Genomic DNA, 16,897 nt, shown 5'->3' on the forward strand with positions numbered 1-16,897 from the left:
AGGCTTAAGGCTTAAGGCGTAAGGCTTAATCATTATGCATGATTCCAATCTCTGCATTAGAATTGAAAATATACCATATATTGTTGATTATCAATATATAATTTCCAATATATTGCAATAGAAAGGTGATGGACAAAAACCCTAAACAAAGCTTACTGCTTATTGCTTTAAGCTAAGAAACTGGATTCCATTGCATGAATTGGGATTATCCATCATCTTAATCCATTCTCTTTTGGCTTTTCGCTTTTCATCTTCTTTTTGTACCTCACCCATTTCTCGAATTCTACTGCGTGAAATACAACGACAGATAATAATAAACAAATTGCCAGTTCCTTAAAACTCAGTGGTTGTGTTTTAAACAGGGCATTCATAGCGGGCGTATAGATAATCAACATTTGTAAAACAAAAGTTGAAGTTATTGCCCAGACCATATTCATATTTGAAAACAAACCCTGCTCGTATAAAAAAGTTTTATCGCTTTTGACAGCAAGCACATGCCCCAGTTGCGAAAATGCAAGTACTGAAAAAACCATGGTTTGCCAGCTTTCCAAACCTTTACTATAAGCCCATGCCTGTGTTGCCAGCGTAATGCCTGCCATCAAAAGTCCTACCCAGATGATATGGTAAGCCATCCCTTCGGCAAAAATACTTTCACTGGGTTTGCGCGGGGGCCTGTGCATAATATCCGTTTCTCCTCTTTCCCTGGCCAATGCAAGCGCAGGAAATCCATCCGTAACGAGATTGATCCATAACAAATGCACCGGTAATAGCGGTATGGGAAGTCCAATAAGCGGTGCCAGCAATATTGTCCAAATCTCTGCACTGTTGCAGGTCATGATATATTTTATAAACTTCCTTATATTATCATACACCCTCCTGCCTTCCTGAACCGCCTTGACAATAGTCGTAAAATTGTCGTCCAATAATATCATATCAGAAGCTTCCTTGCTCACATCGGTTCCATTGATGCCCATGGCTACGCCGATATTGGATGCTTTTAACGATGCTGCATCATTTACCCCATCGCCAGTCATCGCCACGATATGCCCTTTTGATTGAAGGTTTCTGACAATTTGCAATTTTTGTTCCGGAGTTACCCGGGCATAAACTTTAATTTCATCAACCTGCTCTAAGATTTCTTCTTTATCCATTGCTCTGAAATCTGAACCTGAAATAAGTCGATCACTTCCATCGAGGATTCCTATTTTCCTGGCTATATACATCGCTGTAGCGGGATGATCTCCCGTAATCATTACCGGAATAATGCCCGCCTTCTTACAAATTGCAATGGACTCCGGAACTTCATCACGGGCAGGATCAAGCAGTCCAACCAAACCAACGAACAACTGTTCGTGCTCTATCAACTTATACTCAAATGGACTCGGAAGCTTATCGAGTGTTCGAAAACTATAAGCCATGACCCGAATTCCCTGCTGAGCCCATTTCTCGGAAATCTCCATGAGCTCTTCTTGTTCACTTTTATGCCTCAATATTTCGGAAATTGAGTCGAAAGCACCTTTAGTAATAACAAGAAAACGCCCATGATCGTCGTGAACGGTTGTCATGCATTTACGGTCTGAATCAAAAGGCAATTCGGCAATCCGCGGGAATTCTGCCACCAGATCTCTATAATGTTCTACGCCAAGATCTTCGATGACTTTTACCAGGAGTGCTTTCTCTGTAGGCTCTCCAATCAGTTGGTCTGACGGGTCAAGGGTGACATCGTGATTCAATGCCATGGCCGTAACAAGCATAGACCTGCCGGATTTTTTCTCACATAAAGGAAATTCATGCAAAAACTCCACCTTCATTTTGTTTTGAGTCAGCGTACCCGTTTTATCGCTGCAAATGATGGATACTGAGCCTAGTGTTTCAACGGCCGGCAATTTGCGAATGAGTGCATTTTTCCTGGCTAGCCTCGATGCTCCACTTGCCAATGCGATCATGATCAATACCGGCAATGCTTCCGGAATTGCGGCAACGGCAAGACTGATCGATATCAACAACAATCCGAATGGCTCCTCACCCCTCAGCCAGCCCGCTACAAATAGGATGAAACAAATGAAAAGAATCAAATAAGACAAACTTTTACCAAACCGGGTCATTCGATCCTGTAACGGAGTTTTTAATTTTTCTTCCTGAAGTAAACCCGCAATGCGACCCAATTCAGTTTGCATTCCTGTAGTACAAACCACAGCCAGTGCTCTGCCGTGAGTGACCAGCGTTCCTTTGAAGATCATGTTCATCTGTTCAGCAAGGATCACATCATTCTCAGTGATCTGATGATCCGTTTTATCAATGGGCATGGACTCTCCGGTAAGTGAAGATTCATCGACGCGGAGCGAAAAATTTTGAATTACCCGCATATCAGCAGGGACCACATTGCCCGATTCCAGCAAAACCAAATCACCAGGAACCAGTTCTGTGGAATTTACAATCTGCGAATGTCCATTCCGGATTACCTGAATATAACTCATCGCCAGTTGTTTCAGAGCTTCCAGGGCTTTCTCGGCGTGGTACTCCTGATAAAAGCCTACAAAAGCGTTGATCAAAATGATTCCCAGGATGATAAAAGTATCGGTCAAGTCACCCAAAACGCCCGAAAGTATAGAAGCCATGGCGAGGATCAAGATCATAAAATCCCTGAACTGATTCAGGAACATGATCCAGGCGGGTGTTTTGGCTTTGGTCTTTAATTCATTGGGTCCGTATATGGATATCCTCTTGCGGATTTCATCACTGGATAATCCCTGCTTGTTAGATTGCAAATTTTCCAGCAATTCTTCCGTATTCAATCGATAATATGGGACCATTTCGGGAATATATTAGAAACACAAATGAACTTCTCGAAGATACTACATCCGGATCAAATTTTTAAAACGAATTCAACAAGCCAAGTTTGAATTCTACCGGCATCCTTTACATGTCAGAAAGTTTAATTGGGATAATTCCGCTGGGAATTCATGACCGGGTTGAATCCTACATTGACCAGATATAGAACATCTTCGAAGAACAGAAATATGCAATTGAAGCCCCTAAAAATTGCTTAATTTTAATCCCGGGATTGATTCCAATACTTTCAAAAAAAAAATAAAATGCGCATTCTATTTCCATTTGTCATAGTATTCATAAATGTCATGATTGGGTCTTCCCAGTCGCTGATCATAGACCATCATTCAGTAAAAGATTTTGAATTCATTCCGGAGGTTTATAAACTACAGGCTCAAAACCAGCGAATGCTATTTATGGACCGGTCGGTCGGGGCCAATATTTCTGCCAATCTCGACTGCCTGGCCAAAGAATGGGCAAGTGCCCCAAATTATTGCAAGCGATATCAGCATCGTGATTCTGCTTATGCTGTTGATCCTTCGGAGGTTTATTGGAACGGAGTTTGGGACCGCAGCAACTGGCGCTACGAATTCTGGCCCAACAATTGTTCGGAAGACGTTCAATGTTTTATCGATTTCATGCAAGTCCGTATGGATTCCTTCGACATTGTTGGATGTCAGTTTTCTTATTTGGCCGTAATTCAGGGTTCAAAAATTGCGGATCCTGTTAGCGGATTTTTTGGCTCTAATCCAGGGAGAAATCATGCCTCTGTCTATCACAATTTTGCCAGTTTGCATCCGGATAAAAAGCTTGTTTGGTGGACGACCTCTCTGGCCCGGGGTATAGGTTCTCCGGAATCACAGGCGTTCAATAATCAAATGCGTGAATATGCAAAAGACAACCAGATTATCTTGTTTGATGTGGCCGACATTCTTTCACACGACCCAACAGGCAAGCCTTGTTACGATAACCGCGATGGAGTGGATTATTTAGACGAGATGAACCCGGATGATGGTCTCGATATTCCAGCCATATGTCCACAATACACCACAGAAACAGAAGGGGGCCATCTGGGCAGTATCGCGGCAGGCGGCATCCGCGTTGCCAAAGCCTTTTGGGTACTTATGGCCAGACTCTCCGGCTGGAACGGGCTGCCCACGTCAACGAACGAACGTTTGTTAGTAAGCCCAAAAATATATCCCAATCCTGCCAAGAAATTAGTGATGGTGGAATTTCAAAATCCCTGGAAGGGCCCTGTTCAATTCGAGATTATAAACAGTCAGGGACATCTTTTAAAAGCTCAAAATCATCAAGCTGATCGAGATTTATCGCATTTTAGCATTTCCTTGGAAGGCCTTCCATCAGGTCTGTATATCTTAAAATCAAAATTTGAGAATGGGATCGTACTGAATAAATTTTTACTTACTGAATGAGCCTGAATACCGGGATGTCTGCAAACCGGATAGCCCATAAAAATGATATTTTATAAATTGGAAATTCGTCTTCTATTTTGCACTCTTTGTAAGACAACATTTCCCACGACCAATACCACGGTACTTGAACACCATAACCAATAACCTAATTCATAGCTGATCACCTGGTTCTGTTGGCCGGATTCATTATCCGTGACTGTGCTAAAAAATAAAAATGAAAAACATATTGCACAGGCCAGCATACTTGTATAGAGTGCATATTTGGATTCGTTCTTCGTAAAATACCAGGAACATAGGATGAGAGGATTTGCAATCCATGTAATGCCCGCTCCACCCATAAACATTCCAAACCAACCCAGCAAAAAAAGAATAATAGAATCGCTGCAATTATTCCTCGTACAATAACCCTTTTGTGTCAGTGCAATGAGAAACAAGGAGATGCTGAGCAGGAGAATAATACGGATGGTTTTATTGGATGTGCTGAATAAATTCATCATAAGTGAAAGGTGCTGGACACTGTTTGGTTGTAAAATTCAAAAAATGATCATTTTATTTTGAAAGATGAAATTTTCTTCTGCTCAAAATTTTGGCAGAGTAATTGGCATTAAATATTCATGTCCTGAAGTAACTATATCCTGTTAAAAACTTCCTTAAATTCAACTTAAAATCAAAAACTTTACAGCTTCCGGACCCTGGGCTGTATAAACCAAACGCCTATAAAAGGAACCAACATCCACAACATTGTCGAAAAATAATCTTTAAAAACAGCCTCCTTTTTGTGTTCTGCAGATACAAGTGCTTTTGCAGCTATCAATGTTGTGATTATAAAGGTGATTGCAAATAACAGAGGGAGTATGATCGGACTATCGTATCGAATAATAATAGAACCATACGATGTTTTTACTTCTTCCGTTACCCATTTTATCAATAAGTAAATAACTGCTACAATGAAAAACCGCAATACGTAGTTGCGAAGCACTCTCAATTCAATTCCCTGAGCGAATAGTTTCTGCTTTGCATGACAGCCTATGGACACGATCCATGCCAACCAGCAAAATCCACTAAGCGCTTTCACCAGGCTGATCCAATTGACACTTTCATCCTGCTGAGAAAAATAAATATTTATGGAACCCGGAATTGCAATGAAAAGAAACAATACCACTGCATCCAGTCTCACAAAAATGGATAATGCTTTTTCGAATGATTGAAGTAGTTTTTCCATAGGCGTGATGATATTGAATGAAAAGCTTGTTGCAATTATAGTATAAAATTATAAAAAAAATTGGTGTTTTTAAAAAATGGTTTATGTAAAAAAATGAGTCAACTCAGCCCCATTGTCTTGCCTTGCCGGCAGAGAGTCTTCCTATTGAAATGAAGTGGAAGGTTCAGTTATTTCGTCTTTCATATTCATTAGGGATCTAGCGCGATAAAAAAGAAATGGACTTGTATAAAAATTTAGGCCCTCCTTAATGATTTTCCAGTATGCTTTCCTATCTTGCCCTGACTAAATACACATATCATGAAAGATGGAAAATACATTGCCTTGGTTACAGGTGCAACAGGTGGACTGGGTACTGACATGTGCCGGACACTTGCAGAAGATGGCTATTTTGTAATCGCTAATTATCGCTCAGATATCAAAGCGGAAGAATGGCATAAAAAAATGAGCGCAGAAGGATACGATTTTAGAATGGCCAAAGCAGATGTTGCAGAGTATAACGAGGTGGAGGCAATGATCCATCAGATCGAAAAAGATCATGGAGTTATCGATGTATTGGTCAACAATGCGGGTATTACGCGCGATGGTTCCTTTCGCAAGATGAGCTTCGAAAATTGGGATATCGTCATCAAAAGCAATTTATATTCAGCATTTAACTGTACACGCTGTGTGATCAATCCCATGATCGAGCAAAAATACGGACGGATCATAAACATTTCTTCTGTGAATGGACAACGGGCTCAATTCGGACAAGCCAATTATTCTGCTGCAAAAGCCGGTATGCATGGCTTGACGAAAACCGTTGCCATTGAAGTTGCCAAATTGGGTATTACTGTAAACACCATCAGTCCCGGATACATCGGTACGGATATGGTCATGGCTGTACCTCAGGAATATCGCGATAAAATTGTTGCGAATATCCCGATGGGTCGAATGGGCGGTACCTATGAAGTTGCTCATCTCGTAAGTTTTTTAGCCAGTAAACAAGCCGCTTTCATTACCGGAGCGAATTACGAGATCAACGGTGGACAGCACGTTTATTAAGAATCAGGCTTGTTCTGCCTGATTACATACTTACAAACGTGAGTATGCTTATATTTTTGTCTTTAATTTCCTTATGAGTTTCAGAATTTCGTCTCTGTTTTTTGCAGTGGTCATCCACCGGGGTAACCGTGCGCCTATACTTTTCACATTGAAAAGTTGCTGATTGCGCTCCCTCAGTTTTGCCGCCACGTGTGTTTCCAGCAATTTGAGGTGGTCCATTTGATAAGCCCAAAATATGTTCCCTTCAAACTCCGCCTGAAGCCACAAAGGCAAATGAAAAAAGGGATCTATAGGGGCTCCAAAAACCAGTACCTTCCCTTTCTTCTGACGAGGATCCTTACGGGCTATAACCTGATCTAAATATTTATTATAACCACAATTTCCGCAGGTCAACCTGATGGTGTAGCTTGACTTTTCTAAGGCATGAAATCCATCTGTATCGACAATCGCTTTTCCTCCACAATTCGGACATTCGACCCATATGTCTCTAGCCATTTCATAAATCTCAATGTGGTAACTTTCTTTTGACCGGAGAGGCATCCTTCTTCTTTTTTCTATAAAATTGCTAAAATAGAATCTACGAAAAATATCGGTCCAAAACCTCCATGAATTTGTATCAAAATGCTATTCTCCTTTTAAGATTTCTTCCACTTTGCACTTTTTTTAACCGCCAAATTCACCACAATCGTGTACTTTAAATTTTTTCAGACTTTCGACTTCCGCAAAATATTTCAAAATTCTTTTGTTCTCCAATGAAAATTCTTTACCGGCAATTTCCAATTTGTAAACAGGTGTTTTGTCAATTTTGGTAAATGTAAATTCATAGTCCTTTGATATAACTTTGAACCCCATACTGTGCTCAACCCGGTCCACTCTATCCAAGGTGAAGAAATCCCCGGCATCACATACATTTATAAATTGTATCTGTTTATCCTCCACTCTTATTTTTGCCAAATCGCAGGCGTAACAATATCCGGAAAACTCTATTCCGTATTTTTCAAATACATTTTTTGAATCCCGATTGATAATATCCAAAGGCATCAAATCTGGTATTTCTCCTGTACTTTTTTCGCGATTCAGGCAAAATTCAACTGTTTGCTTTTTGCAAATTTGCTCACCATCTGATTCTTGAAAAATTTGTGTACTTCCTGTATTTCGATTGTATACAGCACACAAAATCATCACTAAGAAAAGTCGCGTGAAGTGAACTTTACCCATTCTTCGATTTTATTTCAAAAATATAAGGTCTATTATTCTGATTGTAAAAATAATTTAAGGATCCTGTTTTGACCAAAACTCCATTGAGAGCGTTCATCAGAAAATGAATCCGGACAATACAGCAAGCATATATTTTCAGGATCCATATTAAACTGGGTTTGAGTTCTTTAAAATCAGGGTACTAACAATTGTTAGTACCCTTTCTGTATTAGGTTGTATTCATCATTATGGCGTTATGATAAATGTTCCGGATGTCTGCTTCCCGGAATAAACCATCTGCAGGATATACACACCCGGAGCCAAAGAACGAATGTCGATAGAATGCTGGTTTTCTCCTGCGTTTCCATATAAACGACTACCGCCCACAGCCTTGCCTTGAAAATCTACGATTCTGAATGCAACTTGTTCATCATTTTTTTCGAGATGGTATTTTATGGTAATTTGTTCCTTAGCCGGATTTGGAAATACTGTAAATGCGAATTCAACTGCTTGTGTAGTTTCTTCAATTTTCTGAATCGGTGCTGCCATCAGGATGATTGAATAATCTTCTGTCTCACCACTTGCATAGTTACTGCATGAGGTTTGTTGTCCTGTAGTAGACATGATCACGCGCATTCTTGTTTTTCCAGGACTTGCAGTGCCCGGCACAATAAAACTGACTGATTTATTTCCAAAATTATTATAGGTCGTCTGAACAGCTTTTTCCCCGGTATCTGTGAAATCACCGTCCCGGTTGTAATCGATATACACTCTGAAATAAACTTTTTTCTTGACTCCAGGATAACCCGGTGACAAAGAAATAGTATAAGATCCGCTTGCCTGCAAATTAGTCGACATGGAGGTTGCATCGTAATAACCTCCATCATTGCCCGACGTTCTGGAAATGCTCCCAAGGCCTACAAAATCAATATATCCATTATCTGCATTGCTGCCACCAGCAGCACAATGAATAAGAAAGTCAGATTGTACAAAATTGCCACTTCCACCGGAACAATTCGCTTTAACACGCCAATCGTATTTACCGGGAGTCAGGCCTGAAATTGAAATCGAATTTGTACCTGTTCCGGATGTTGAAATCCAGGTTCCGGAACTTGCTAATTTGTAATCAACAGAATAAGTATTGGCTCCACTTACAGGGCTCCACGATAAATTAGCTGTGTTTGAGCTGGTGGCCCAACTCAGGTTGGTTGGATCTCCACAAGGTGCTGTGGTGGTAAATGAAGATTGGCTGTATGTGCTGTTGCTACTGCTGCAATTGGTTCGCACTCTCCAGTCATAGTCCGTTGCCGGACTTAGTCCCCCCAAATAATAACTGGTCCCTGTCCAGTTTTGATGCAATGTCAGCCAGGTGCCGCTGCTGCTTGCTTTGTATTCAACTCTGTAACTTACAGCACCGCTTACTGCGCTCCAGTTGAGTATAGCGCTGTTGTTCGTGATGCTGGTGGTGTTCAAACCTGTAGGGGCATCGCAAGGTTCAACCGGATTTTGCAAATCACTTTCCCATACACCTCTTCCATAAGTTGCAACCCTCAATTTATTCCCACTTTTTTGAAATTCTACTTCATTGATCGCAACCAAAGGCAAGCCTGTTCCATGTTCGGTCCAGGTATTGGTGATGCTGTCGCGATAATAAACGCCTATATTCATCCCGACATATATGGTGCCTTCAGCATCTTCATCTACTACAACAGAACGCGCTGTTAGAGATGGTAATCCCGTTGACAGATTACTGAAAGTTGTGCCCATATTTGTCGAAACATAAACGCGATTGGTACTGCTGTTGCAGGTAATCCAAATTTTCGACGGATCATTTTTACTTGCAAAAATGGATGTAATCGTCGATGGAGCTGCAACTGAAGACCAGGAGGAACCTCCGTTGCTTGTGCGATACAAGGTACTGCCCTGAGATGCATAAATATATTGGGTATTGGCAGGGGATACAGCGAGTGCGTCCAATTTTACTGTAATGGAAGTAGAAATATTAGTCCAGCTCGACCCGCCATTTGAAGATCTCCAGACTCCGGTCCATCCGCCATAAACGGTATCCTGACTTGTGGGATGCATGACCAAAGGAGTCACCCAATTTCCATTTGAGGGTTTATTCAGATCCGTTCGGCTTGCGCCTGCATTTGTCGTTTTATAGATGTCGCCGTATTGACTGGTGCCTATGGCAAAGTCGGCATTTGTAGGACTGATGATGTTGTCCATACCATCCGCACCCAACCAGTCAACCCAGGTCCCGTTACTTCTTCTGAATGAAGATCCGTTGTCCTGGGCACCAGTGGTGATGACATTGGCATTGGTTTTAGCACAGGCAATGCGGTAAAATTGGCGAATGCCCAATCCGGCAGACAGATCTATCCAGTCACCAGCCTGATTTATACTCTTGTATACACCACCATCTGATCCGGAATATATGGTAGATCCAACCCATTCCAATGCATGTACATCGGCATGATTGTATCCTGTTGAATTTGGATAGTACCAGACGGTCTGTGCCACAAAGCTGGTTCCTCCATTGGTAGATTTCCAGCAAATGATCCCGGCTATATGAACTTCTGAAGCATTTAATGGATTTACACAAATGGCCATGTCGTATGTAGCCTGGCCTGTTGTGCCTGTACCGTTGGATTCATACCCAAAATAATTGGTGCCCGCTGAGGGATTGCCGACAACCGTTGTAATGTAATTCTGTCCGCCATCTGTAGATTTATACATTCTTCCAAAAAGGCTACCACTGGCCTGAACTGCATAGACGACATTGGGATCTGCTGGAGAAACTCCCAATAATGTCCTCCCGGTATGCGTGATTCCATTGCCACTTGTACGCGCTGTCCATGTAATACCATTATCTGCCGACCGCCAAACTGAGCTGCTACCGGAACCGGAAGCATACATGATATCCGGATCGTCTGGTTTGAACTCAATATCTTCCATAGTCATGGTGTTGACCTGGGTCCAATTGGTCCCTCCGTTTGTTGATCTCCAGATTCCATTGTTGGCGGTGCAAAAAACAATACTGGAATTGGTAGGATGTACCCTTACTTTCCTGCTTGTCGAAGGCCCACTTCCGGTTGTTGTCCAACTGGTTCCAGAATTGGTAGATTTTAATACGCCTCCGGAACTTAGGGCTGCATAAATCGTAGATGTATTGTTTGGGTCAATGCAAAGATTGTAAACGCTCATCCAGGATGAGTTTACAAAATCGATCAGCGGTGTCCAGCTGTTGCCTCCATTGGTAGATTTCCACAAACCTCCACCCGGTGAACTGACATAAATTTTTGTAGTATCGGTAGGATCGACTGCGACAGAAGTAATTCTACCATTACCCGGGTTCCAGCCGCTGGTGTAAGTCCAGGTACTGGGGCCAAGCTCTGACCATGTCATGGTCGATCTTTTTTTGACTCCCATCGTTCTCAAAGCTTCATAGTAGGCTCTGTCTTCTCTTTCCGGGGAAATAAAATAACCGTTATCGTCCAGGTGAAATTTGCGTTCGTACAACCAGCGCTGGTATTGTTTGAACCCCGATCCTTGTCCTGTACCAACGCGACTAAAATAATCATTAGCCCAGCTCTCCACTTCGCTGATGCTAAGATCATCCCGCTCCATCAACTCAAATATGTTGTTTTGAGCATACGATGACTGAGAGAAAAGAAACATGAAAAAAATAAAATTAATAATAAATTGTCTGGGATGAAAAGTGGGGCACTGCATATAAAATTCGTTTAGTGTAAGACAAATTTACAAAAATTACTTAAAAGTTTGCCGTTTGGTTATTGTTTTGGGGTAAAGGAGATTGGGATGCAGATCTTCCTATGAAATTATTTTAATTCAATTCTAAAACTGATTTCAGTCCTTTTAAGCCCTTTTCTCAATTGACGCGAAGTGGCATTTAATTTTTTACTACCTCCCCACCACGATCTTCGTCACCAGTCCATTAGAGGTTTCAAAATCCTGAGTGGTATTGGCGAAGACAAGATATACTCCAGTGGCAACCTTGCGTCCCAGATAATCGCGGCCATTCCAGATGGCCTGCCCTCCGTTGGCAAAGTCTTCGTAAACCAATCGGCCGCTGAGATCCGTGATCTTGAATCGCGCATCCCGGGCCAAACCACGAATCGCAATGGGGCCTTCGTAATCGTGAGGCACCGGATTTGGAAACACCAAAGGGGTGCCTGTAAATTGATCTTTGGCCTGTGTAGCATCTGAACGGTAAACCTGTAAACCACCGTTACTGGCAATCCAGGCTTCCCCGGTTTTAGGATCTATGGCAATATCCTGAATGGCATTATCGAGCAGCGGACTGTTATCTGTATCGAAGTGATGAATTTCAAATTCCCCTGTACTGTTTTGTACGTAGATTCCATTGTTGCTGGTACCAAACCATTTTCTGTTTGCTCCATCTACAGCAATACTGGTGATGACTTCTGATGCCAGTAAAAAATAGATGATGCCAACCTGATCCACTTTCCTGCGGCTACCTTTACAGCTGCCGGAAAATATCGAAGAACCGCATTCAAATACAACTGGCCCTTCAGCTGTAGCCACCCAAACGTCTCCGTCGAGATCAACTTCAACAGTACGCACATCGTTGGAGGTCATCTCCGTATTGGAGTTGGTGAGCTGAATGCGCCGGTCATCGCCCGAATTGGCCGGATCGCCTTCGTCAAAAACCATCACGCCTCCATTTAGCCGACTGATGATCCATTTGTAACCATTCTGATCAACTTTTACTTCTGTAAACAAATTGCTGTTGTTTGGAAATACATATTCCTTCCAGTTGCCATCTTTATCAAGCGACAACAGCCCGACCGGTGCAAGATAATTGGTGATCCACAAATTACCTTTTTTGTCGAAAGCAAGTCCACTCAATCTTATATTTCCAGTGTCTCCCACGGTTCCTTTTAAAGGCGAATTGCTTTTATTATAGACTTTATAAGAATCTGTTGTCCTGTTATACTCTATTAAACCTTTGCCGGAACTCGCATAGTAAATCTTGGTTTTATCCGGCGATTCAATCACCCTTAATATGTCGCTCACCGAAAAATTCTGCAGATCGGGTTCTGTTCCGGAATTGATCATACTCCAGTTGCCATCGGCATACCGGGCAATGCCTTGTCCGTTGTAATTTGGAGTAAACGTAGCATCCACTCCCCCTACGGCGACATAAACTGCATCATCCAAAGCTGCAATCTCCCATGCCCGGTTGGATAAAGGACCATTGACCCAGATCTCATTACAACTTTCGCTGGCAGCATTGGAAAAACGAAAACTCCAGCGTGCATCTGCAATCCAGATTTTGCCATCAGCAGATTCCAGAGCATCCAGATTCTGATCGGCGCATCCGTCTTTAGCAAACGTGTAGGCACCCGTCGCATCAAAAAAGGCAAGCTGATCGGCACAGGAATTTTTGCATTCCAGTCCGGCTAACAAGTGTTTGTTTCCTGCGCGAATGTATTTGATGTCGAAAGCCGGGTCAGCATAAAACAATTCGAAAACTCCGCCAGGTGATGCCTGGTAAATGGATTTCGAAGTACATGCATAAATCTCAGCTTCCAAAGCAGCTACCCTTAAAATTAATGAATTCTCGGGCAACCCGGCCATAGCGCCAATTGGGGTCCAGGAACTAAAAGCCTGGATGATTCCCGATCCATTGTTCTCAAAACTGTACAATCCTTTTTCTGTAGCCATGTAATTGTAGTTCCCCAATACCGCACAATCATAAACCTTGATGTTGGGAGTAAACAAGGTGAATTTAAAAGTCAGGTTGACTACATTTAATTGTGACAAGCCGTAATGTCCGCTGATAAAAACGTGTTGGTCATCTAGAGCACTGATCCGGTTGATGGTTTTATCGATGGGTACATTGTTGTAATTAAGTATATCGACTATTGTTTGAACCCCCGTTTCCCCAAGCAAATCAATGACCCCATCGATGTAAGCGATTACGAGTTGTTTGCTGGGTTGGTGAAAAAAAATGGCATTGATGTTTGTTCCACTCAGTCCTTCTGTTCTGCTGAGTTTCTCAAAACTAAAATCGGTTTTATGCACTTTTAATATTCCGTGTTCGGTTGCATAATATACAAACTGCTCACTTTCTGTTACGTGGTTTCCGGAGTTGTATGGTAAATGAGTTTGCCATTGTCCGATGGCCAGATTTGACTGTGACCATACCTGTATGTTCATACAAGTACAGAACAGTAGAAACATCCATTTCTGCATCATCTCAACTAAACGTTTGTGAACTTCTTTTATTCTGGTTCAGGCATAAAAAAAGATCGACCCTGGGAGGGCCGATCCTTTAAATAACACTATGAGAACACCCTAAAAATTCTTATTCAAATGATTTGGTCAATCAGCTTTTAAAATAATGCTCCCACTCTGCTGATCGACCCTTCAATAGCTTATGCAAATTAAACATATTTCCTTTATTACAACCAAATATTTTGTGAAAAAATTTCAAATATTTTGAAATAAGGAAAAAATTTAATTATTAAACGATTGTATTACAAGCTATTATTTTGCCTCCCGGCATAAGTTCCCGCATTATCTTCGCCTCCAATTGCTGTCTGCGGTTAAATAGCCGTTAAAAAACATACGGCATTCAATCTTTTTATTGACTTTTGGGTTGCTTACAGATGAGTCGCAGGGCAATATGGATCGTCATCGGATTAATGGCTATCGCTTTAGTGGGTACCGCCATCGTTCAGTTGTATTGGATCAACTGGTCTGTAAACCTTAAAGAAGAACAATTCAACGAAAGCATTATCGCTTCCTTGCATCGTGTTGCCGCCAAACTGGAGAAACACGATCCCAGTATTAATTTCACTTCCACATTTTTACTGGAAGAATGGAATGAAAAACAAAAGCAGATCGAACTCATCGATCGGGAGATCCGTCTTCAAAAATTTCCTCTTGAAAAAAGAATTGACCCACTTTTTTTGCGCAAGATCCTGATGCAGGAATTCGATGACATGAATCTCGACCTGGATTATTCTTTCGGAGTGTTTGATAATTTCCGCAATCGCATGATCATCCTCAACGGTTTTTACCAGGCTGATGTTGGCGAACATACCCGCGCATCCGATCCGGGAATTTCCATAGAAACTTTGTTGCAGAATTCAGAATACGAAGTTGCATTATTCACCAGTATTTCAGGGAGTCCGGGAAGTTTAAAGATTTTTTTTCCCAGTAAAACAACCTGGTTATGGCGATCCGTTTGGCCGCTTGCAGTGCTGGGTTTATTATTGATCATACTAATCGTAGCCTGTTTTTCTTATGTAGTCCTTGTGATTTTCCGGCAGAAAAAATTGTCAGAAATCAAAAATGATTTTGTAAACAACATGACCCATGAATTCAAAACCCCGATTGCAACCATTTCTCTTGCTTCTGATTCTATAAATAGTCCGGCAATCATCAATGCGCCCGACAAGATCAGACGCTTTGTGGATATCATCAAACAGGAAAACCGCCGTATGCTGAGCCAGGTCGAAAAAGTTTTGCAAATGGCTTTACTCGACAAACACGATTTTAAACTCAACCTGAAGGAGTTGAACCTTCACGACATCATCAATCAGGCCGTTTCCAATATCGACCTTCAGGTACAGCAACGGGATGGGCAACTCGAAACCAAACTGGAAGCGCTCAACTTCAAGGTGATGGGTGATTCTGTTCACATGACCAACATCATTTACAATCTTCTCGACAACGCCAATAAATACAGTCCCGATAAACCCGAAATTATCATCGCGACCCGGAATAAAGGGCATTTTATTGAAGTGAGCGTTTCTGACAAAGGAATCGGAATGAACCGGGAATCTCAAAAATTGGTATTCGAAAAATTTTACCGTGTACCGACAGGAAACCTTCACGATGTGAAAGGTTTCGGACTTGGATTGAGTTATGTAAAGGCCATGGTCATTGCCCACAATGGAAAAGTAGATCTGCAAAGTGAACTGGGGAAGGGAAGTACGTTTACCTTGACGTTTCCGTTAGCACCTCACCCCTAACCCCTCTCCACGGGCGTGGAAGAAGGACCAGGGGTGAGGCCAACAATATTGATAATCAATCAACTACACCTCCAATCCCGAAATTGTTAAAATTTTAAGCTTTCCTTAATTACATTTTAACACTCCAAACGTTCTAAAGTATGAAAAACCTATGCGTATGGCAAGTCAAACAGATACTCAAGTAGCTACAAAAATTTTACTGGTCGAGGATGACCGCAATTTTGGGGATGTCCTTCGCTCTTACCTCGAAATGCATGGTTACGAAGTGGACCTGGCTATCGATGGAATTGAGGGTTATGAAAAATATCGCCGGGGGCAGTACGACCTTTGCATTCTGGATGTCATGATGCCGCGAAAAGACGGCTTTGCGTTGGCCAAGGATATCCGTTCTAAGAATTCTGAGGTGCCTATCATATTTCTCACTGCCAAAACTTTGAAAGAAGATATTCTGGAAGGGTTTCGGATTGGTGCCGACGATTATGTAACCAAACCGTTCAATTCTGAAGAGTTGCTGTTTCGCGTACAGGCTATTCTCAAAAGAACCATTAAAAAAGACGATCCTGAAGATGATACTGCTGAATACACCATCGGAAAATACAGTTTCAATTTTCCATTACGCGTGCTTTACCTGAAAGAAAATGAGGAGATCACAGAAAAAATAAAATTATCTCCCAAAGAAGCACTTTTGTTGCGCATGTTTACCCAATACCGCAACAACATCCTGCCGCGGTCTGAAGCGCTCAGCAAGATCTGGGGCGAAGACAATTACTTCACTGCAAGAAGTATGGATGTGTTTGTGACAAAACTGCGCAAGTACCTTTCCAAAGATGAAAACATCGAAATTGTCAACATTCATGGCAATGGGTTCAGGATGATCATTAAAGGAGAGGAGGGATCGGAACTTTGAGTGGCTAAAAAGTTTAAAGTTCGAAGCGTAAAGCGTAAATTTTTATCTTTTCGTTTATTTATTAAAATCAATTGTTGCATTTAAAGAAATCCTTTTATTTCGGGTACCTTTGAATGCTGATTTAGATTTAGATATGAAGGGCACTTCTAAAAATCCCCTTCATTTGAAACAATGGGTATTCATTGGTTTCAAGCCTCCTGCTCTTCGCTCCAATCCATTACAAACTAACATTCGTTAG

11 protein-coding genes are annotated in these 16,897 nt (G+C 41.7%); 4 read left to right on the forward strand and 7 right to left on the reverse strand.

Annotated features, from left to right (window positions below; translation table 11 throughout):
* Positions 1–212 precede the first annotated feature (212 nt).
* Positions 213–2,813, reverse strand: a complete 2,601-nt coding sequence (locus IPM34_00960) for a cation-translocating P-type ATPase (protein MBK8954112.1) — start codon at positions 2,811–2,813, stop codon at positions 213–215.
* 282 nt (positions 2,814–3,095) lie between these two features.
* On the opposite strand from IPM34_00960, the gene IPM34_00965 reads away from it, so the two are divergent.
* The gene (locus tag IPM34_00965) at positions 3,096–4,262 is read left to right on the forward strand and encodes a T9SS type A sorting domain-containing protein (protein ID MBK8954113.1); all 1,167 of its coding nucleotides are present in this window, start codon (positions 3,096–3,098) and stop codon (positions 4,260–4,262) included.
* A gap of 50 nt (positions 4,263–4,312) precedes the next feature.
* On the opposite strand, the gene IPM34_00970 is transcribed toward IPM34_00965, so the two are convergent.
* Together IPM34_00970 and IPM34_00975 are read right to left on the reverse strand one after the other, a co-directional pair.
* Positions 4,313–4,759 (reverse strand): hypothetical protein, encoded by a 447-nt coding sequence (locus IPM34_00970; GenBank protein ID MBK8954114.1) that lies wholly within the window; start codon positions 4,757–4,759, stop codon positions 4,313–4,315.
* 179 nt (positions 4,760–4,938) lie between these two features.
* Complete coding sequence (locus tag IPM34_00975; GenBank protein ID MBK8954115.1) at positions 4,939–5,484, reverse strand: hypothetical protein; 546 nt, start codon at positions 5,482–5,484, stop codon at positions 4,939–4,941.
* A gap of 297 nt (positions 5,485–5,781) precedes the next feature.
* Here IPM34_00975 and phbB point away from each other — a divergent pair, with 297 nt between their 5' ends.
* Positions 5,782–6,525 (forward strand): acetoacetyl-CoA reductase, encoded by a 744-nt coding sequence (gene phbB, locus IPM34_00980; protein ID MBK8954116.1) that lies wholly within the window; start codon positions 5,782–5,784, stop codon positions 6,523–6,525.
* A 48-nt stretch (positions 6,526–6,573) separates the two neighbouring features.
* Here phbB and IPM34_00985 read toward each other — a convergent pair whose 3' ends face one another.
* From IPM34_00985 to IPM34_01000, 4 genes are all read right to left on the reverse strand, one after another.
* On the reverse strand, positions 6,574–7,065 hold the full coding sequence (locus tag IPM34_00985) for a TFIIB-type zinc ribbon-containing protein (GenBank protein MBK8954117.1): 492 nt from the start codon (positions 7,063–7,065) through the stop codon (positions 6,574–6,576).
* 123 nt (positions 7,066–7,188) lie between these two features.
* A complete protein-coding gene (locus tag IPM34_00990) occupies positions 7,189–7,743 on the reverse strand; it encodes a hypothetical protein (protein ID MBK8954118.1) in 555 nt (184 codons plus the stop codon).
* A gap of 225 nt (positions 7,744–7,968) precedes the next feature.
* Entirely contained in the window at positions 7,969–11,403 is a 3,435-nt protein-coding gene (locus tag IPM34_00995; GenBank protein MBK8954119.1) for a fibronectin type III domain-containing protein, read from the reverse strand.
* A gap of 243 nt (positions 11,404–11,646) precedes the next feature.
* A complete protein-coding gene (locus IPM34_01000) occupies positions 11,647–13,929 on the reverse strand; it encodes a hypothetical protein (protein ID MBK8954120.1) in 2,283 nt (760 codons plus the stop codon).
* 452 nt (positions 13,930–14,381) lie between these two features.
* On the opposite strand from IPM34_01000, the gene IPM34_01005 reads away from it, so the two are divergent.
* Together IPM34_01005 and IPM34_01010 are read left to right on the forward strand one after the other, a co-directional pair.
* On the forward strand, positions 14,382–15,752 hold the full coding sequence (locus tag IPM34_01005) for a HAMP domain-containing histidine kinase (protein ID MBK8954121.1): 1,371 nt from the start codon (positions 14,382–14,384) through the stop codon (positions 15,750–15,752).
* 157 nt (positions 15,753–15,909) lie between these two features.
* Entirely contained in the window at positions 15,910–16,659 is a 750-nt protein-coding gene (locus IPM34_01010; GenBank protein MBK8954122.1) for a response regulator transcription factor, read from the forward strand.
* The last annotated feature ends 238 nt before the right edge of the window (positions 16,660–16,897 follow it).

The organism is Saprospiraceae bacterium, from assembly GCA_016716185.1.
Classification (GTDB): Bacteria; Bacteroidota; Bacteroidia; order Chitinophagales; family Saprospiraceae; genus Vicinibacter.